Source organism: Nonomuraea sp. NPDC049028, assembly GCF_043197735.1.
Classification (GTDB): Bacteria; Actinomycetota; Actinomycetes; order Streptosporangiales; family Streptosporangiaceae; genus Nonomuraea.
This window is the reverse complement of the sequence record NZ_JBICTR010000025.1, coordinates 16,076-33,081: the sequence shown is the minus strand read 5'-3', so window position 1 is coordinate 33,081 and position 17,006 is coordinate 16,076. Positions and strand designations below refer to the sequence as shown.

The following is a 17,006-nucleotide window of genomic DNA, read 5'->3' as shown; positions in this document are numbered from 1 at the left end:
ATCACGCCGGACTCGCGCCAGAGCCTCCGCTCGTCCTCGAAGGGCGAGCGGAGGCCCCTGATCGGTCAGCCAGCGCCCAGGTACTGGACGGCGCCGCTGCCCAGGAACTGGTAACTCCGAATCGGCTTCGAACGCGCAAGGCACGAGCCCCAGACGGGGTTATACGCATAGCACAGGCTCCACTGGGTCTTCACTCGGTAGAGGTTCCAGCCGACGCCATAGTTCGGGTAATTGCTGCAACCCTCGTAGTTGTAGGTCGTGTAGTCGTCATAGCCGTAGCAGAAGGAGTTGGCGTACCTGACCCATCGTCCGTCGCCGCACCAGTCCACGTCAGTTTTTCCGTACAGGCGCGGCCACGAGAACGTCCCGTACCCGAACCAGTAATGCCAGCAGCCATTGGCCTTCACGGCGGCTGTTCCGCCGATGCTCTCCTCAGGCTCCGTAGGCTTCATCCCCGACGTCGTGGCGTCTTCCAGCCTCGGCGTGGTCATGGTCAGGTTGTCCATGTCCACGTACTTGTCCAGGCCCTTCTCCTTGATCTCGTCCGCGGTGAGCGCCTGGGCAAAGTAGGTATCGCCCGCTTCGTCCGTCCAACTCACGACCGGCGGAGTGGGAGTGGGATCAGGTGTGTCATCCGCCGACGCTGCCCCGACCATGGCCGTCCCGGCTAAGAAGAGAGTCATCGCGAACGTGACCACCCGGCGTGCCAGCTTTTTCGTTTGATACATCTTTTGGCGCCTTTCTTTGTAACGGGTTCTCCGCTGATCTGGATATCAATTTCGACTTTTTGACGGTGGCGCCGGAGAGGGGCAGATATGCTCCCGCTCGGGCTACCTGGTGCTTGTACTGTTGATGATGAGACTGTGAGTGGACCGTCAACAGGGTGGTAACCGGCCATTTGCCGGTCATACAGAGGGGACGACCGGCCGCGCGCTCGCCCAGTACGACGGGATCGGGCAGCGCCACGGTCATCCAGATCGGCTCGCGGCGGTCCCGGGTCGCGTTGACAGCCAGGTCGATCTCGGTGAGCGAAAACCGGTGCGTGATCAACTGCTCGGCGTTCAGGGCGCCACCCGCCAATTGATCTTGCTGGTCATGATCTCTGATCGATCAAGGGTGGTCGTCGTGGACGGGCGACTGGTTACCGGCCAGAACCCGGCCAGCGCAACCCTGCTCGCCGAGCGCATCGTCGAACTGCTCGGGTAACTGACCGCACGAGGAAGTCGGCAGGCAGGATGTCGCACGGGCTGTAGTAAGGCTTGAGGGGCCGGGGACGGTACCGCCACCACGCGGCCGCGATCACGATCCACCGCCGCTGGCCCTCGAAAGGCCTGCTGTTCCTCGACTCGTTGCTGTCGCTGAACGAGCCCGTCCTCGACTATTCCAACACCGGTGATGTCCTGGCCGACCTGCGCCGGCACATCTATGCGGCTATAGACCTGCTGGCCAATCCGCCATGGGGGCCCGCCCTGCCAGGCTATGGTCGGTAATGCGTCCAGGACCAGGGGCAGGTCTCCCCCGGTTTCCGGCCTTGGGGCACAGCGGTTAACGCTAAGCCGGTGATCACGAGCTTGATGCAGGTCACGGGGTCTACCGCAGCTCGGTGTTCGGGTGCGGCTGGGCCTGAGGCCGTTCGCGCAGCTCGATCTCCTCGGCCTTGAGCGGCTCCCCGGGCCGGCGGATGCGTACGGCCTTGGGCCGAAGGGGCAGGATCTCGTCCACCGCGGCGGCCTCGGCTTCCGCGAGTGCCCGGTAGAGCCAGGCGACCGACGGCGACTTGCCCGCGTTCTTCCCGGCCTTGATGGTGAGCTTCTTCACGATGTCGGGGACGGGGACGCCCTTGTCCTTCAGTGCGACGGCGAAGGTGAGCATGTCGTCGTCGATGACCTTCGGCCGTCCGCCGTGGTTGCCCTTGGACGCGGCGATGACCTGGCCTTCGAGGGTCTTCTCGCGGATGTAGTTGCGCTCAATCTGCCCGGCGACGGCGAGCACGGCGAAGAACATGGCGCCCATGCCGTTGGGGTCGTAGATTCCGGTGAGCGGGCCGGTGAGGAGTTCGAGCTGGATGCGATCATTGGAAGGTAGTGATAGAGATTCCGGGTGACAACGACGCTCGAGTTCCCCGTTCTGCTGCGACTGATCGACGAACGGTCGACCGCCTTCCGCGCCGCGGTCGCCTCCGCGCCCAGCCTTGACGTACAGGTGCCGACCTGTCCCGAGTGGACGCTGTTCGATCTGGCGCAGCACATCGGCGAGGGGCGCCGCGACTGGGCCGCCACCGTCGCCGCAGGGCCTGCTCCGGCCAAGTCGGCAGCGGATGGCGCTTCCGTTGCGCCTCGGGAGCGCGAGGCGCTGCTGGCCTGGTTGGCGGAGTCCACAGAGCAACTGGTGGACGCACTGCGGAAGGCCGGCCCGGATCGCGGTTGCTGGACGTGGTGGGAGACGTCGCAGTCGCCGCAGACCTCAGGTGCCGTAGCTCGGCACCAGCTCCAGCAGATGGCGGTGCACACCTACGACGCCCAGATCACCGTGGGTGCCCCGCAGCCGCTGCCGGCCGAGGTGGCACTCGACGGTGTCGACGAGTTCCTGTCCACCTGCGTCGCAACAACGAGTGCCTGGCCACACAAGCCCGCTGTCGTCGACTTCCACGCCTCCGAGGGCCGCTCCTGGCGCCTCTCGCTCTCCGCCGACGGCGCACGGACCGCCCGTCTCCCCGGGCCCGGCACCATATCGGCCACCGCTGCCGACCAGGACCCGGACGCGGCCAACGCCTCCGCCTGGGGCACGGCCGACGAGCTGGTCCTCATCCTGCACGACCGTATCCCGATCGACTCGCTGAAGCTCGACGGCGACCGACGTGTCTTCGACCAGCTCAGCGCCTGGGACCCGGATGAGTAGGACGTGACGATGCGCCCCCTCGTACGCCCCGAGGCATGCCTCCCGGCAACGGCTACAGCCACGCCGTGGTGGCCTCGGGGCCGCTGGGGGCAGACCGCCACGGCTGCGAAGCGGCTGACCACGGGCGGCGGCCCACAAGCTGATCGGCGCGCCTGGTCGGCACCTGACGCCGTCAGTTCTCCGCGTCGTCCTCACTGGGCGTCGATGCAGCGGGGCGTCCAGAGCACGATGGCGTTGAGGACCAGGCCGAGCGCGCCGAGCTGGTCCGGCCACCACGTCTCGATTACGACAGTAACGGGCCGCGGGCAGCGCGGTAGTTGCTGGTCAGCGTCGTTGGCGTTGGGCGGCGCGGCATGTGTTGTTGGGCGGCTGGGATGCGGGTGGCGTATACCCGGTGCGCTTTGCGCGCGGTCAGTCCGGCGCCCTCGGTCGTGAGGGCGCTGCTTTGCTGTAATGCGGCACGGTGGAGCGCGAGCGGGGCGGTGACGAGACCAAGTGGCCCTGGCCGCGGTTGTGGAGTAGGACGCCAAGCCGCCCAGCTAGCTCGGCCGTTGCGCCAGGGTGCAGGACCAGCGGCCGTCGTGCCAGCCGCAGGTCTGCTCGTAGCCGGAGCGGAATGACCCTAGCCAGGGGATGTCGTCCTCGTAGCGCGTGGGCGGCGGTGTCGGTGCGAAGTTCCCCGCGTCGTCAATGCTGCCGCTCCCGTCGTAGCGTGCGACGGTTGGATAGGGGTAGACCGGCCGGGTTCGTACGACGGTGTCGTCCTGGCGCTTCGTGGCGACGAGCCGGTCGGGTGCGACGCCGTTCTCGACCCAGTCGAGGGTGGGGGTGAGCGCGTCGATCGCGTCCGGCCCCTGACCGTCACCGCAGTGGGCGACGCCCGGCAGCATGAACAGGCGGGCGAACCGCTGCGTGGCGTCCGTCCCGCCCATGCGCTCGGTGAGGGCGTGGTAGTAGGCGATCGTCCCGTACGGCGAGATCGCCTGGTCTGCCCAGCCGTGCCAGAGCAGGAGCTTGCCGCCCGCGGCGCGGAAGGCTGTCAGGTCGGGGTCGCTCGCGTCGTAGACGCCGGCCTGCCGGTAGATATCGCGGAACGTCGCCGAGTCGTAGTGCAGGTCGCGCAGTGTCGCCGACGGCCGGGCGGAGGGGTAGGCGAGGTACTTCAGCGCGTTCGTCGCGTTGCCCTCGGCCACGGCCGGGGCGCCGGTGGCGGTCGGGGTGACCCAGCGGGCCCAGTTCGCTTCCGAGCCCACGGGCTCGCCCCCCGGATACATCCGCCGGCCCCGCTCGTCGCGTGGCCCGTCGTACAGCTTGCGTACGGCATCGATCTGCGCGTCGGTGAGGCAGTCCGCGCTGTCGGTTCCTGTCGCGCAGCGCAGGCTCCGCGGATCGAACGCGCAGGCACGCGGGTCGTCGATCTGGCCGTCGGCCAGGCCGTCCCGTGCGTCGCACTCGCGCATGACGGCGGCGTGCAGCGCGGGAAGCTTGGCAGCGGTCATGATGGGCCGGCCCCGCGCGTCGGTGTTGGCCGTGGCGTGCCAGCCCGCGGACCACACGATGAGCGAGGTGAGCAACGACGCCGGGGCGCCGGCGATGATGCCGTCGAAGTCACGCGGGTAGCGCTGCGCCTCGGCCATCCCCTCGTGGCCGCCCTGCGAGCAGCCGTCGAAGTAGGAGTAGCGCGGGCCTTGCCCGTAGTAGAGCGCGATGAGCCGCTTGGCGACGAGCGCGACGACGTGGTCGGACCGGTAGCCGAAGTCGACCCGGAGCTGCGGATCGGCACCGAACGTGCCGTCGAAGCCGGAGACGCCGACGTGCCCCCCGTTGCCGGTGGCTATGACGAAGTCGCCGCGGGTCAGCGGCACGCACCCGTCCGTCGCGTCGGCGTAGATGTCGACGCTCCCGCAGAACGCCCCGCACCCGGTCTGCAGATACCGCTGCCGCCACGTCTCGGTGGGGAGGAGGACGTCGAACTGGATCTGCGGCGCCGCGGTTCCCTTGACTTCGCAGGCCGCCCAGCCGACCGGCGAGGTCGTCGCGGTCGCGGACCCGATGACCGCCGGAGCGCCGGGCGTCCCCGACAGGTCCTGCCCGGCGAGGGCCGCGCAGTCGATCCTCGGCAGCACCACGGGAGGGCCGGAGGACGAACCACGCGCCTCGGCGGGCGCCCCGGCCACGGCCGTACGGGCTGCGGCCTGGCCACCGCCGGCCATCACGAGGACGGCGAGGACGGCGAGCAGAACCGGTAGCGCCCGGACTCCAGCGGTGCGGCCGGCGCGGCCCGGCGTCCGACCCCGTACACAAGCGAGCAGTTCTTGCGTCATCGCCATACCTGATCATGACTGAAGGCGGGGATCGGCGCTACCGGGCGGCTGGGGACACGTTCGGGAGCGGCGGGCCTGGTAGGGACTTCGGACGGCATTCGCGCAGGTGAGCCCGTCGTCCGAGAACGTGTACGTTTCCGGACAGGCTGCGGCGGGACTCGCATCGTCGCAGGTCAGAGACCCTGCGGCCCGCATGCGCAGCTCGACCCCGGGGACGGCGACGGAACGCCGACCGGTGATCATCGCTGGTGTGTCGTGGGCGCGGGCCGGTCATGGCATCACGACGAGTCGCCTGCCTTTGAGGTCGGTTCGCTGCCAAGCGGCCGCGATGTCGCTCAGCGGGACCTTCTCCACGTCGAAGGTGAGCTCGCCGGACCGCGTCCACGTCACGACCTGCTGGTACGCCTGGTCCATGGTCTGCGGGTCGAGGCCCTTGGCCGCGCCGTAGATCTCCACGCCGGAGGTGCGCAGGCTCGACCCGGCGATGGCGACCTCGCTGCCGACCGACTCGCCGATCTGGACCACCCGGGTCGGCTTGCCGAACGCGAACGACCGCGGCACCAGGGCGCGCAGCAGGATCTCGGTGGGCCTGCCCCACAGGTAGTCCATGACGACGTCGTAGCCGTCTCCCCTGGCGTCGAGGTACGCCTGTGCCAGCGCCTCGTCGGAGACCGCGGTGTTGATCACCGTGTCGGCCCCGATGGCCTGTACCTCGCGCAACTGGTCGTCGTCGCGGCCGGTGGCCACGATCCGGCCGGCGCCCAGCAGCCGGGCCGCCTTGACCGCGAGCCGCCCGGCGACCCCGGTGGCGCCCTGCACCAGCACCGTCTCCCCGGGAACGAACCCCGCGGCCGTCTTCATCGACATCGCGGTGACGGCCGAGGCCATCACCGCGACCACGGCCGGGTCGATGCCGTCGGGGATCGGCAGGTAGGAGCCCTGGGGCACCACGGCCTTCTCAGCGAGCGCGCCGTAGGGCAGGCGGATGTTGCCGAACCCGACGAGCGTGCCGTCCGGGAGGGCGCCGATGCCGTCGAAGGCGGGGATCAACGGAAGCCGGCCGATGTACTTCTCGCTGGCGTAGTGCGTACCGGCCGCGATCGCCTTGTCGACGTTCTCGACGGCGACCGCCTTGACATCGATGATCACCTCACCGTCGCCGGCGACCGGATCGGGGAAGTCCTCATAGCGCGGGATGCCGCCGACCTCGTGGAGCACCGCTGCCTTCATCCCAGCTCCTGCCCGAACAAGCGAGCGATCCGCGTCTGCCACGCCGCCAGGACACGAGGCGGACGGGCCGACGAGTGGTTGAACCCGTGGTGGTGCGAACGGTGGTGGGTGAGCGAGTGCCGCCTCCCATGGCCGTGGCGGGCTTGGCCCTGGTGCCCGGCCGGCCGCTCGGTGTGCGCGGGAATCCCCGGAATGCGATGGGTCGCCCGGTGCAGCAGGTCGCGGAGCGAGTGCTGGTGTCTCATCGTTGCCTCCTCTGGCGCGTGGCTCTCTATCACTGATAGAGGACTCTATCACTGATAGACTCCGGAAGGGAGGTGCCGGAATTGGCTTTGGACAAGCAGCGGATCGTCACCGAGGCCGTCGCGCTACTGGACGCAGAGGGTCTCGACGGCGTGACCACGCGCAAACTGGCCGCCCGGCTCGGCGTACAGTCGCCGACCCTTTACTGGCACATCCCGAACAAGGCGGCGCTGGTCACCGCGATCGCCGAGGCGATCCTTGAGCAGCAGTTCCCCGAGCCGGCGCCGCCCGCGCCGCAGGAGCACTGGCCGGACTGGCTGATCGGCCTGGCCGAGCGGCTGCGCCGCGCGCTGCTGGCCCACCCGGACGGAGCCCGGATCATCGCGGCCTCCCAGCTGTCCCTCAAGATGGCCGCCATCTCCGAACTGGCAATGAGCACACTGGTCGGGCGGGGCATCCCCCTGCGGCAGGCTCGCCTGATCGTGTTGACGGTGTTGCGCTTCACCGTCGGCTACGTCCTGGAGGAACAGGCCGGCCGCCCCGACGCGGACGCCCTGGACGGCTTCGACATGGCCGCGTACGCCACGGCGTACCCCACCGTGATGGCCGGCGTGACAGAGTACTTCCAGGCCGGCCACAGCGTCGATGATCTGTTCCGCGACTGCCTGGAACAGATCATCCATGGTCCTGCGGCGCGGTCCGGGGCCTCACCGACGAAACCCGGACCCTGAACGAACGGCTTCAAGCCGCCCTCTCCAACGCCCGGTTCGCCGAACTCGAAGCTCAGGCGAAGAGCCTCGAACTGGTGATCGTAAGATCTACGCACATATATGTTCGTCGCCGAAGGCCAGACGAGGGGGCAGCCGTGGGGGTCTGCATCTACATCGACGTCGTCAGGGACGGAAAAAAGCTTGGCAGCTACGACCTCGACAATAGCGCGCACTACCTTCGCGTGGGGCTGGAGGCACTGGGGCTCGACGGCGACGAGATCGTTCACGGGGTGGGGGGTCCGGACGGCGTCGACACCGAGGGGTCGGAGGAAGGATTCGTGGGCCGACTCGCCCCCGAACAGGTCAGAGCCTTCTGGGAGCGCCTTTCGCCCATCACTGCCGAGCAGTTCATGACGGCCCTACGGACGAGCGAGAACGTCAACGGCGACGACGAGGAGTACTTCACGCTGTACTTCGCCGACCTCAAGGAGACATACAGCGCGGCCGTTCACGCGGACGCGGGTATGACGATGTCCTGGTACTGACGGCCCGCCCCGATCCCCAACACGCCGATCAAGAAAAAGGGATCTCGGATCAGCGCTCGGTCGGCCAAGCCGCGCCAGAAGAGCGCCGCACGGCAGAGCCTGGCCGGCGGCGGAGCCTGATCGCGCCCCGGCCCCCTCGCTGGGCCAACGAGCGCCGCGGGATCATCCGAGCAGGCGCGAGCGGCGGATTCGGGCGTCCGGGTCCACAGCGTCGGCGATCGCCGCGGCCCGCTTCCGGACATCGGCCGGTAGCGCGTCCGGCACGCCGGCCGCGCCCTCGACCCACGAGCCCGGCGTCGGCGATCGACCAGATGGATCGCGCCCGAGCGAACCCTGCTTCGATCCGTTCGCGGGAGAACAGGTTGAGCGGCGCGACCGCGTGGTAGATGAAGTCGCCCGGCGGGGCCACAACGGCCCCGGTGCGCCTGACCGGCGCGCCCGCCACGTGGCGGATCTCCATCATCACGATCGGGGCGTCGTCTGCCGCGGCTGTCGACAGGAGCGCTTCGGCGATGACAGGGGTCGATGCGTCGAGCCACCGCGCGTCACCGATGGCCGGGGTTGCCGTGGGTGGATCGAGGTGGATTCGAGCAAGTCCCGCCGCGTCGGTGGGGCCCCAGCTGTCGGAGACCGGCTGCGCTGCCGCCCGCATCGCCTCGAGCAGCGGAGTCGCCGCGACAGGCCCGTCAGGATCGGCGATCGCGAGGTGAACTGCGCTCCTCCCGTGCAGCTCCTGCGGGAACGGGGGCAGAGGCGGCACGTGAAGCACCGCGATGCTGGAGGAAACGCCGCTACCGACTGTTGCGATGGTGCTCGACCATGCTGCGAGGAGTTTCGGTAGCGCGTCGGCATGCCACAGCAGTGCTCCGGCGTGCAGGTCCGCCGCTGGGACGAGGTCGAACTCCAGCGTGTGAGCGATCCCGACTCCCCCCGCTCCGCGGAAGGCCCACATCGCCGCTCGATCGACCTCGTCGCCGGCATCGTCGGCAGCGGTACGGGAGCGACCGCCGCCGTCGACATAGTGGACGGCACGAAGCGCTCCACTGGCAAGTCCATCCCGCCGGACAAGCCAGCCGATGCCGCCGCCGAAGGTGTAACCGGACACGGACACACTCGGGGCTGAGCCGGCTAATCCGAGCAAACCGTGCTGTCCGGCGGCGGCGTTCACCGCAGACCAGGTCGCGCCGGCCCCGACCACGGCGACGCGCGACTCGGGGTCGATCGACACGTCGGTGAGCCTCGAGGTGTCGAGGAGGACCACCCCCTTGCCCACCGGCGCGCCGGCTCCGTGGCCGGTCGCCTGCGGCACGATCTCCAGTGGCGTGCCCGACGACCGCGCGAGCGCGGCCACCTCATCGAGCATGGGCGCGATGTCCTCCGGACGGGAGACGACCGCGACCCGCGCGGGCCGCTGCTTGATGGAGGAGTTGCGGGGCCGGGTGGCGGCGGCGTAACCGTCTGAGTCGGCGTCAACGAGCATGCGCTCATCGTACGGGAATAACGGAGGTTTTCCTCCGCTTTAAGGGTCATCTACTCAGATTGGATGACTCATGACTCAGTTTCAGCAGCCCATCGCCGTGATCGGTGCGACCGGACAGCAGGGCGGCAGCGTGGTGGATGCTCTGCTCGCGCGGAAGCAGGCGGTTCGCGCCCTGGTTCGCGACGCCGAAGCCGCGGGCGCACGTGCTCTCCGAGCCCGCGGCGTGGAGGTCGTCGCGGCCGACCAGGAGGACGGCGAATCGCTCCAGCGGGCACTCACCGAGGTCGCGGCACTGTTCTTGATGACGACGTTCGAGGGAGCGGACGGCACGGAGGGCGAGGCGCGCCGCGGTGTGACCGTCGCGGATGCCGCAGCACGCGCGGGCGTGCCGCACGTCGTGTACTCGTCGGTCGGCGGGGCGGAGCGAGCGACAGGGATCCCGCACTTCGAGAGCAAGCACCGGGTCGAACAGCGGCTTGGCGAGGTCGTAGCGACGAAGTTCGTCCGCCCGACGTTCTTCATGGAAAACCTGGCGCCGCAGCTCGCCGACGGCGGGAGTGGGGAGCTGGTGCTTCGCCTGCCGGTCGCGGGTGACGTTCCGCTCCAGATGATCGCTGTTCGCGACATCGGCGCCGCCGCCGCGCGTCTCTTGATCGCCCCTGATGTCATCGATGGTGACGCGGTCGAACTCGCCGGCGATGAGCTCACCATGGCTCAGGTGGCCGACCGGGTCGCATCCGAGCTCGGCCGGCCGACGCGATACGAGGGGCTGCCGATCGATGTGCTCCGTGATGACGAGGACATGCGAGCGATGTTCCAGTGGTTCGCCACCGTCCCCGCCTACCAGGCCGACTTCGACCTCACGCGCCACCTCGTCCCCGACGCGCGCGACTTCGCGGCATGGGTATCCGGCCAGGGTCCCGCGCGCGCCGGGAACTGACGCGTCGAACTAACCGCGATCGGGTGCGATGCCGCGCAGGAACACCGCGCGCAACTCGGCGGCCGCCTCGGCCCAGCCGGGCACGTTCGACATCGGCTGCGCGAGCATCGCCCCGAAACGCACCACAGTCCCCGCATTGACATCCGTGCGGACCGAACCGTCCTGATGGCCGCGCTCGAGGATGGCGCCCATGGTCTGCTGCATGCGCGCGCGCAGCTTCGCGGACTCGGTGCCCTCGGTCATGGGCGCTCCGTGGAGCGGAAGCACCAGTTCGTCGCGATGAGCGAAGGTTTGATGGAGGAACCGGCTGATCGAGTCATGACCGGTATCGCCGGACGTCAGCGCGTCCTCGGCCTCGGCCAGGATCAGACGGTAGGCGCGGACCGCCATCGCCTCAAGCAGCGCCTCCCGGTTCGGGTAGCGACGGTAGAGCGTCCCGATCCCGACCCCCGCCTCGGCGGCGATCTGCTCCAGCGGAACGAACTTACCCTCGGCCAGCCCCGCACGCACAGCTGCGGCGATCAGCCGCTCGGTGTTCTCCGCCGCATCCTTCCGGAGCTTGCGCGGTCGCGTGGAGGTCATGAACAACACATCCTACGTGAGTGTTCGCCCCCTCACCGGATCTGGATGACGTGCTTGCCGCGGACGCCACCGGCTTCCAGGGCCCGGTGGGCATCGGCGAGCCGGTCGAGAGGGTGGACGGTGTCCACGACGGGGACGATGTCGCCGTGCTCCGCGTAACGGGTGATCTGGGCCAGCAGTTCGGTGTCGGGGTTGCCGCTGAAGACGCGGATGCGTCTGCTGCCGTGGAGGGTCGAGGCGAGGATGGAGGCGAGGCCGGCGAGAGGGCTGTCGAAGTCAAGGTTTCCTCGAAGCCGCGCGCGAGGTGTTCGCGGCCCAGGGCGTTGACGCCCCTATGAGCGCCGTCGCCCGCCGCGCCGGCGTCGGCGTGGCCACCCTCTACCGCCACTTCCCCACCTGCACCGTGCTGGCCGGCGCCGCCTTCGCCGAGCAACTCGCGCTGTGCGCGGCGGAGTGTGCCGAAGAGGGTCTGGCGCGGCTGGTCCAGCGTGCCCGCGAGAGCGGACAGCTGCGCGACGACTTCGACCCCGCCGATATCACCCTCCTGCTCCTGGCCAACAGCGGCCTCGCCGGACAACCGAGACAAGCCGCCCTCGCGGCCTCCCGGCGCCTGCTGGCCTATCTCTTCCAGGCTTTCCAGGTACAGCGCCCTGGCTGTCTCCCGCCTCCCGCGGCGATGGGCCCTGCGCTCGCGTAGCTACGGCCGGCGGACCTCGAGGGCCCCGCGGCTACCTCGGCGACGTTTAGAGGGGAGCCTCCCAGGTGGCGGTGATGTCGCGGGCGACATCACGGAGGAGGTCGATGAGCATGTCTGCCAGTGGTGTGAGGCCGGCGTCGGCTTTGGTCACGGCGTAGAGGTGGCGGTAGGGCCTGGGGTGGGCCAGTTCGCGATGGGTGGTGCCGGGCGCATGGGTCAGGGCCAGGCGCGAGACCAGGGCCACGGCGATGCCGGTGCCGACGAGGGCCTGGGCGACGTCGTAGGACTCGGTCTCGAACCGCACGGTGGGAGTGAAGCCGGCCTCGCGGGCGGCGTCGTGGAACTGTTCGCGGGCGGCATGGCCGGCCAGGATGGAAACCCACGATTCGTCGCGCAGTTGTTCCAGGTGAAGTTCGGTGTCCGCGGGCTGCCCGGTGGCCAGTGGGTGGTCATCGGGGAGAACCACGACCATCGGGTCCAGCAGCAGCGAGTGGCCCCGTAGGTGTGGGAGCGGCGTGAGCGGTGCGCCCCAGGACGCGACGATGGCCAGGTCCAGGCGCCCCGCGCTGATCTCGTCCGCTCCGCGTCCGGACACCACGTCCACGACCGAGACGTCGGCGTCCGGATGGCGGTGCCGCAGGGCCGTCAGGGCGGGTGGCAGCAGGTGCAGGGCAGCCGCCTGGAACGTGCCGATCCGCAGACGGAGCGACAGGTGGCCGAGCAGTGCGGCCAGTTGCGCCTCGGCCTTGTCCGATGCCTCCTGCACGGTTCGGCCGTGGGAGGCCAGCAGCGCACCGGCCGCGGTGAGCGTTGCTCCGCGAGGACCACGGATGACCAGGGGCACCTGCCAGTCGCGTTCGGCCTTGGCCACCTGCTGGGTGACCGCCGCGGGCGTGAGTTGGAGCGCGTGAGCCGCCGCCGTCAGGGAGCCGTGCCGCTCGATCAACGCGAGAAGCCGCAGCTGTCCCGGATCCACCAGCATTCACTAATCCTAACGCTGCACCTTTCTCTTTTAACTTCTCTTACGGGTACGGGCGAGGAAGACTCGTGGGACACTCATCGGCCGCAATCCCCGGAAGGGGTTCTTTCTCCATGCCCACGCATGTGCCCGTTTTCATCGCCACCACCTTGCTGCTGGCGATGCTGCCAGGCGCGAGTCAAGCCCTGATGATCCGGCAGGTTCTGGAAGGCGGGCAACGCACGGTCCGAGGCACGCTCGCGGGCAACGCCACCGGCTTCCTGCTGTGGTCCACGGCCGCCGCGGCCGGGCTGTCCGCCGTCCTGCTGGCCAGCCCCACCGCGTACGCGGTGCTCCGGATCGCCGGCGGCATCGTGCTGATGATCCTCGGGGTGAACACCCTACGGACCGCGCTCACCACCGTCCCCACTCCCCCGGCCTACGAGGGCGGGCGCCGCACCGGCTTCACGGGCGGATATCTCACCGGCCTGATCACCAATCTCGGCAACCCCAAGGCGGGCGTGTTCGCCGTCTCGGTGCTGCCCCAGTTCGTGACCGCGAATGGCCCGGTGTTCCTGTCAACCGTCGCCCTGGGAGCCCTGTGGGCGCTCGTCAGCGCCTCCTGGTACACCTTGCTCACCTGGGCCGTCAGCCGAGGGCGCGCCCTGGTGTCGCGGCCGAGCGTCCTGCGGGGACTCAGCGTGACCACCGGCGTCGTCCTGCTGGGGCTGGGCGCCGCGGTGGCAGCGGGTTTCTGAGGGCCGGGCCGGCATTTCCTCCAGCGCCCGACTCGACTTGTGACCTACCGGCCGGCGGGCCGCCATCGGCTCAGGACCGTCCTGTCCCGCGGGCTGGTGGTTTCGCGGCCGGTTGTCGGTGAGGATGGGGGTGTGTCCGCGCGGCTGTCCTGGTTGGCTTCGATGCGACGCTCGCGCAGGGTTCCGGCCGCGGTCGCGATCGTCCTGGTGGTGCTGGGCGTCGTCGCGACCGCCGTCTCGCTGGACGCGCCGTCCGACGGCAGCATCGTGCGGCTGGGCTGGTCGACGTGGCGTCTCGACGGCGTCGTGGTGGACGTGCCGGCCGCGCCCTCGGGGCCTGGGCTGCGGACCGGGGACCTGGTGATCGCCGTCGCCGGCAGGCGCCTGGCCGACGGGCTCGGCGCCGTCTCTCGTCCCGGCCTGGGCGCGAGCGTCCCGTACGGCGTGGCCGGCCAGGACGCGGTCGTGGCGGTACGCGTCGATCGGCCCGATCCGTACCCGCTGCTCGTGCAGGGCTGGGGCAATCTCGTGTTCGTCCTGGCGCTGGCGGGACTGGCGGCCGCGCTGTACCTGCGGCGGCCCGAGGCGCCCGCGACGGCCCCGCTGCTCGTGCTCGCGGCCGGGCTGCTGGGCAGCACGCTCACCGTCGCCGTCGGGCTGCCCGCACTCGCGCTGGCCACCGGCGGCCCTCAGCTCTGGCTGTTCCACATCAACGCGATCGTGTCGTACTCCATCGGCTGGGGAGCGTTCCTGGCCTTCGTGCTCGCGTTCACGGCTCGCCAGCCTCTGTCGCCCCGTACCCGCAAGACGATCGCCGTCGCCTACGCCGCGCCCCTGGCCGCCATGGCCGCGTGGAGCGGGGTCGCGGCGCTGATGGCGCCCGACGCGCTGCGGTGGCTCGGCCTGCTGCACAGCGGTCAGACGGCGGTGGTGGCGCTGGTACTGGTGGCCGGGACGGTCTGGGGCGCGATCAGCTATCGCGGCAACCCGGATCCGCTGATGCGCGGGCGCACGCGCTGGATGCTGGGCGGCGGCGCGGCCGCGGCCGTACTCGGCATCGCGGGCTGGCACCTGCCGGAACTGATCACCGGAACGCAGCCGCTGCCGTGGGGCGCGCTCGGCCTGACGGGACTGCCGTTCGTGGCCGGGATCGGGGTCGCGCTGCGCCGCCACCGCCTGTTCAACGTCGAGAGGCTGGCCAACCGCTCACTGGTGTACGCCACCGTGGTCGCGATCCTCGTCGCCGGGTACGCGGCCGTGGTCGCGCTGCTGGTCAGCGTGCTGCGGCTGTCGGGCACCGTGGCCGCCGCGCTCGCCGCGGCCAGTGCGGCGCTCGCGCTGGCGCCGCTGCGCAACGCGGCGCAGAGCACCGTCAACCGGGTGATGTACGGCGACCGCCACGACCCGGAGGGGGCGCTGACCCGCCTCGGGACACGGCTGCAGGCGGTACTGCTGCCCGCCGAGATGCTACCGGCGATCGTGGAGACCGTGGCCCGGTCGTTACGCGTGCCGTACGTGGCGATCGACCTGGTGGACGGCGCGGGCGAGCGCCACCCGGCGGCCCGGCACGGCGTCGCGGCGGGCCAGGTGCACGCCGAGCCGCTGCGCTACCACGGGACGCTCGTCGGGCTCCTGCTGGTCTCGGCGCGCGGCTCGGACGACCCGCTCGATCCCATCGACCTCAGCCTGATCGCCTCGCTGGCGCAGCAGGTGGGAAGCGCGGTGCAGGCGGTACGGCTGCACGACGACCTGACCCGCTCCCGCGCCGAGGTGGTGGCCTCGCGGGAGGACGAACGCCGCCGGCTCCGCCGCGACCTGCACGACGGGCTGGGACCGACGCTGGCCGCGATCGGGCTCAAGGCCGCGCTGGCGGCCCGCGCCGTACCGGGTGACTCGGCGGCGCGTTCCCTGCTCGGCGAGATCTCCGCGGAGGCGAGCGCGTCGCTGAGCGACATCCGGCGCCTGGTCGAGGCGCTGCGCCCGCCCGCGCTGGACGAGCTGGGCATCGTCGGAGCGGTACGCTCCCGAGCGGCGAGCCTGGCGGGAGCGATGCCGATCGAGGTCATCGGCGAGGAAGGCTTGCCGCCGCTGCCCGCCGCGGTCGAGACGGCGGCCTACCGGATCGCCGTCGAGGCGATCACCAACGCGGTCCGGCACAGCGGCGCGACCGGCTGCACCGCCGAGATCGCGCTGGCGGCCGACGGCGTCGAGGTGACGGTACGCGACGACGGCCGCGGGCTCGATCCTGAGCGGGCACCCGGGGTGGGGCTGCGTTCCATGCGCGAGCGGGCCGCCGAGGTCGGCGGGCAATGGTCGATATGCTCCCTGCCCGAGGGCGGCACCTGTGTGCGCGCCTTCCTGCCGGCGGATCTGGGCGAGTCTGGGAGGGCACGATGATCCGGCTGATCCTTGCCGACGACCACCCCGTGTTCGCGTCGGGCCTGCGGGCCCTGCTCGACTCCGAGGAGGACATGACGGTGCTCGCCGTCGCCGCGACCGGCGAGGAAGCGCTGCGCTCGGCGATCGAGCACCGGCCCGACGTCGCGGTGCTCGACGTCAACATGCCCGGCGGCGACGGGCTCACGGTCACCTCCCGGATGCGGGCCGCCGGCCTGCCCACGCGTGCGCTGATCCTGACGATGTACGACGATGACGAGAACGTCCTGGCCGCTCTACGGGCCGGCGCCCACGGCTACGCGCTCAAGGGCGCCGGCCCCGAGGAGATCACGGCCACGGTCCGCGCGGTCGCCCGCGGCGAGGCGGTCTTCGGCGCCGGCGTGGCGACGCGGCTGCTCGCGCACTTCTCCAAGGCCGTCGTGGCTTCCCCGTTCCCGCAGCTCACCGAGCGGGAACATGAGGTGCTCGGGCTGGTGGCACGGGGCCTGGACAACACGGCGATCGCGCGGCGCCTCGGCGTGAGCGGCAAGACCGTGCGCAACCACGTCTCGAACGTACTGACCAAGTTGCAGCTGGCCGACCGGCCTGCGGCGATCGTACGGGCCCGCGAGGCGGGACTCGGCGGAGCGCCCGAATCCTCATGAAGGCCCCTTTCGCCCGGGAACAACCTCCCGGATCGACTGGGACCCGGGACCCATGACGACGGGACACGGTATCGCCCACCCTGAGGGTGACCGATCGACGAGCCACCCTCAGGAAAGGACGATCCCATGCGCGGGACCCGAAGGACACTGGGCGCCATATCGACCGCTGCGGCCCTGATCGCGGGGCTGACCTTCGCCACCACCGGAACCGCCCACGCGCAGGACACCACCGCCCTGGCCACCAAGACCTTCTACTTCGGAACGATGCGGGCGGGCGACTGCACGATGTTCTCGGGTGCCCGATGGACCCTGACCTCCACCGGCAAGGCCTCCTTCGACGGCACGGTCACCAGCAGTGATGACGGCGACGCCTGGCTGATGTGGGCGAAGATCAAGGACGAGAACGGCGCCGTGCTCGGCTGGCTGCGACACACCCGCTCTAACCCCACGAACCTGACGAAGTTCGTCATGAACATGCCCAGCCACACCGAGCCGTACCGGTGGCAGATCAAGGACACCGAGGCGGAGTTCGACCCCGGCCTGTTCCCGCTCATCAAGCACATGTCGCTGAGCAAGCACTGCTGAGCCCGCACCGCCGGC

At 70.2% G+C, this 17,006-nt stretch carries 20 protein-coding genes; 11 read left to right on the top strand and 9 right to left on the bottom strand.

The window, feature by feature from the left end; translation table 11 throughout:
• Positions 1-65 precede the first annotated feature (65 nt).
• Positions 66-728: a hypothetical protein gene (locus tag ACGFJ2_RS57385; RefSeq protein WP_393483578.1), complete on the bottom strand. Its 663-nt coding sequence runs from the start codon at positions 726-728 to the stop codon at positions 66-68.
• Between the two features lie 139 nt (positions 729-867).
• On the opposite strand from ACGFJ2_RS57385, the gene ACGFJ2_RS57380 reads away from it, so the two are divergent.
• Together ACGFJ2_RS57380 and ACGFJ2_RS57375 are read left to right on the top strand one after the other, a co-directional pair.
• Positions 868-1,206 carry a hypothetical protein gene (locus ACGFJ2_RS57380; RefSeq protein ID WP_393483575.1) on the top strand — a complete coding sequence of 113 codons (339 nt, stop codon included), beginning with the start codon at positions 868-870 and terminating at the stop codon, positions 1,204-1,206.
• A 53-nt stretch (positions 1,207-1,259) separates the two neighbouring features.
• Positions 1,260-1,490: a hypothetical protein gene (locus ACGFJ2_RS57375; protein ID WP_393483573.1), complete on the top strand. Its 231-nt coding sequence runs from the start codon at positions 1,260-1,262 to the stop codon at positions 1,488-1,490.
• 100 nt (positions 1,491-1,590) lie between these two features.
• Here ACGFJ2_RS57375 and ACGFJ2_RS57370 read toward each other — a convergent pair whose 3' ends face one another.
• The gene (locus tag ACGFJ2_RS57370; RefSeq protein ID WP_393483570.1) at positions 1,591-2,013 is read right to left on the bottom strand and encodes a hypothetical protein; all 423 of its coding nucleotides are present in this window, start codon (positions 2,011-2,013) and stop codon (positions 1,591-1,593) included.
• A gap of 87 nt (positions 2,014-2,100) precedes the next feature.
• Here ACGFJ2_RS57370 and ACGFJ2_RS57365 point away from each other — a divergent pair, with 87 nt between their 5' ends.
• Positions 2,101-2,898, top strand: coding sequence for a maleylpyruvate isomerase family mycothiol-dependent enzyme (locus tag ACGFJ2_RS57365; RefSeq protein ID WP_357956359.1), 798 nt, complete (start codon positions 2,101-2,103; stop codon positions 2,896-2,898).
• Between the two features lie 539 nt (positions 2,899-3,437).
• On the opposite strand, the gene ACGFJ2_RS57360 is transcribed toward ACGFJ2_RS57365, so the two are convergent.
• From ACGFJ2_RS57360 to ACGFJ2_RS57350, 3 genes are all read right to left on the bottom strand, one after another.
• Entirely contained in the window at positions 3,438-5,222 is a 1,785-nt protein-coding gene (locus ACGFJ2_RS57360) for a tannase/feruloyl esterase family alpha/beta hydrolase (RefSeq protein WP_393483567.1), read from the bottom strand.
• A gap of 270 nt (positions 5,223-5,492) precedes the next feature.
• On the bottom strand, positions 5,493-6,452 hold the full coding sequence (locus tag ACGFJ2_RS57355; RefSeq protein WP_393483564.1) for a zinc-binding alcohol dehydrogenase family protein: 960 nt from the start codon (positions 6,450-6,452) through the stop codon (positions 5,493-5,495).
• Complete coding sequence (locus tag ACGFJ2_RS57350) at positions 6,449-6,697, bottom strand: hypothetical protein (RefSeq protein ID WP_357956365.1); 249 nt, start codon at positions 6,695-6,697, stop codon at positions 6,449-6,451. The genes ACGFJ2_RS57355 and ACGFJ2_RS57350 overlap by 4 nt, the downstream gene beginning before the upstream one ends.
• Positions 6,698-6,778: 81 nt before the next feature.
• Here ACGFJ2_RS57350 and ACGFJ2_RS57345 point away from each other — a divergent pair, with 81 nt between their 5' ends.
• Both ACGFJ2_RS57345 and ACGFJ2_RS57340 read left to right on the top strand, forming a co-directional pair.
• The gene (locus tag ACGFJ2_RS57345; protein ID WP_358183553.1) at positions 6,779-7,426 is read left to right on the top strand and encodes a TetR/AcrR family transcriptional regulator C-terminal domain-containing protein; all 648 of its coding nucleotides are present in this window, start codon (positions 6,779-6,781) and stop codon (positions 7,424-7,426) included.
• Between the two features lie 134 nt (positions 7,427-7,560).
• Positions 7,561-7,950 (top strand): DUF1877 family protein, encoded by a 390-nt coding sequence (locus ACGFJ2_RS57340; protein ID WP_393483561.1) that lies wholly within the window; start codon positions 7,561-7,563, stop codon positions 7,948-7,950.
• A gap of 49 nt (positions 7,951-7,999) precedes the next feature.
• On the opposite strand, the gene ACGFJ2_RS57335 is transcribed toward ACGFJ2_RS57340, so the two are convergent.
• Positions 8,000-9,430 carry an FAD-binding oxidoreductase gene (locus ACGFJ2_RS57335; protein ID WP_393483558.1) on the bottom strand — a complete coding sequence of 477 codons (1,431 nt, stop codon included), beginning with the start codon at positions 9,428-9,430 and terminating at the stop codon, positions 8,000-8,002.
• Between the two features lie 70 nt (positions 9,431-9,500).
• On the opposite strand from ACGFJ2_RS57335, the gene ACGFJ2_RS57330 reads away from it, so the two are divergent.
• Complete coding sequence (locus ACGFJ2_RS57330; protein ID WP_393483555.1) at positions 9,501-10,370, top strand: NmrA/HSCARG family protein; 870 nt, start codon at positions 9,501-9,503, stop codon at positions 10,368-10,370.
• Between the two features lie 9 nt (positions 10,371-10,379).
• Here ACGFJ2_RS57330 and ACGFJ2_RS57325 read toward each other — a convergent pair whose 3' ends face one another.
• Complete coding sequence (locus ACGFJ2_RS57325; protein WP_358183563.1) at positions 10,380-10,952, bottom strand: helix-turn-helix domain-containing protein; 573 nt, start codon at positions 10,950-10,952, stop codon at positions 10,380-10,382.
• 32 nt (positions 10,953-10,984) lie between these two features.
• On the bottom strand, positions 10,985-11,092 hold the full coding sequence (locus tag ACGFJ2_RS57320; protein WP_393483646.1) for a zinc-binding dehydrogenase: 108 nt from the start codon (positions 11,090-11,092) through the stop codon (positions 10,985-10,987).
• Positions 11,093-11,286: 194 nt separating this feature from the next.
• Here ACGFJ2_RS57320 and ACGFJ2_RS57315 point away from each other — a divergent pair, with 194 nt between their 5' ends.
• Entirely contained in the window at positions 11,287-11,649 is a 363-nt protein-coding gene (locus ACGFJ2_RS57315) for a TetR family transcriptional regulator (protein ID WP_393483552.1), read from the top strand.
• A gap of 46 nt (positions 11,650-11,695) precedes the next feature.
• Here the strand turns inward: ACGFJ2_RS57315 and ACGFJ2_RS57310 are convergent, their stop codons facing one another.
• Entirely contained in the window at positions 11,696-12,631 is a 936-nt protein-coding gene (locus ACGFJ2_RS57310) for a LysR family transcriptional regulator (RefSeq protein ID WP_393483549.1), read from the bottom strand.
• Positions 12,632-12,741: 110 nt separating this feature from the next.
• Between ACGFJ2_RS57310 and ACGFJ2_RS57305 the strand changes: the two genes are divergently transcribed.
• The 4 genes from ACGFJ2_RS57305 (at position 12,742) to ACGFJ2_RS57290 (ending at position 16,991) form a co-directional block, all read left to right on the top strand.
• Complete coding sequence (locus tag ACGFJ2_RS57305) at positions 12,742-13,365, top strand: LysE family translocator (protein ID WP_393483546.1); 624 nt, start codon at positions 12,742-12,744, stop codon at positions 13,363-13,365.
• Between the two features lie 132 nt (positions 13,366-13,497).
• Positions 13,498-15,762: a sensor histidine kinase gene (locus ACGFJ2_RS57300; RefSeq protein ID WP_393483543.1), complete on the top strand. Its 2,265-nt coding sequence runs from the start codon at positions 13,498-13,500 to the stop codon at positions 15,760-15,762.
• On the top strand, positions 15,759-16,406 hold the full coding sequence (locus ACGFJ2_RS57295; protein WP_358183573.1) for a response regulator transcription factor: 648 nt from the start codon (positions 15,759-15,761) through the stop codon (positions 16,404-16,406). Before ACGFJ2_RS57300 ends, ACGFJ2_RS57295 begins: the two co-directional genes overlap by 4 nt.
• A gap of 126 nt (positions 16,407-16,532) precedes the next feature.
• Complete coding sequence (locus ACGFJ2_RS57290) at positions 16,533-16,991, top strand: DUF6294 family protein (RefSeq protein ID WP_393483539.1); 459 nt, start codon at positions 16,533-16,535, stop codon at positions 16,989-16,991.
• Positions 16,992-17,006: the final 15 nt, after the last annotated feature.

Coding starts and splice junctions, on each gene's coding strand:
- ACGFJ2_RS57385 (WP_393483578.1), bottom strand. CDS start 728: ATGTATCAAACGAAAAAGCTGGCACGCCGGGTGGTCACGTTCGCGATG.
- ACGFJ2_RS57370 (WP_393483570.1), bottom strand. CDS start 2,013: ATGGGCGCCATGTTCTTCGCCGTGCTCGCCGTCGCCGGGCAGATTGAG.
- ACGFJ2_RS57360 (WP_393483567.1), bottom strand. CDS start 5,222: ATGACGCAAGAACTGCTCGCTTGTGTACGGGGTCGGACGCCGGGCCGC.
- ACGFJ2_RS57355 (WP_393483564.1), bottom strand. CDS start 6,452: ATGAAGGCAGCGGTGCTCCACGAGGTCGGCGGCATCCCGCGCTATGAG.
- ACGFJ2_RS57350 (WP_357956365.1), bottom strand. CDS start 6,697: ATGAGACACCAGCACTCGCTCCGCGACCTGCTGCACCGGGCGACCCAT.
- ACGFJ2_RS57335 (WP_393483558.1), bottom strand. CDS start 9,430: ATGCTCGTTGACGCCGACTCAGACGGTTACGCCGCCGCCACCCGGCCC.
- ACGFJ2_RS57330 (WP_393483555.1), top strand. CDS start 9,501: ATGACTCAGTTTCAGCAGCCCATCGCCGTGATCGGTGCGACCGGACAG.
- ACGFJ2_RS57325 (WP_358183563.1), bottom strand. CDS start 10,952: ATGACCTCCACGCGACCGCGCAAGCTCCGGAAGGATGCGGCGGAGAAC.
- ACGFJ2_RS57315 (WP_393483552.1), top strand. CDS start 11,287: ATGAGCGCCGTCGCCCGCCGCGCCGGCGTCGGCGTGGCCACCCTCTAC.
- ACGFJ2_RS57310 (WP_393483549.1), bottom strand. CDS start 12,631: ATGCTGGTGGATCCGGGACAGCTGCGGCTTCTCGCGTTGATCGAGCGG.
- ACGFJ2_RS57305 (WP_393483546.1), top strand. CDS start 12,742: ATGCCCACGCATGTGCCCGTTTTCATCGCCACCACCTTGCTGCTGGCG.
- ACGFJ2_RS57295 (WP_358183573.1), top strand. CDS start 15,759: ATGATCCGGCTGATCCTTGCCGACGACCACCCCGTGTTCGCGTCGGGC.
- ACGFJ2_RS57290 (WP_393483539.1), top strand. CDS start 16,533: ATGCGCGGGACCCGAAGGACACTGGGCGCCATATCGACCGCTGCGGCC.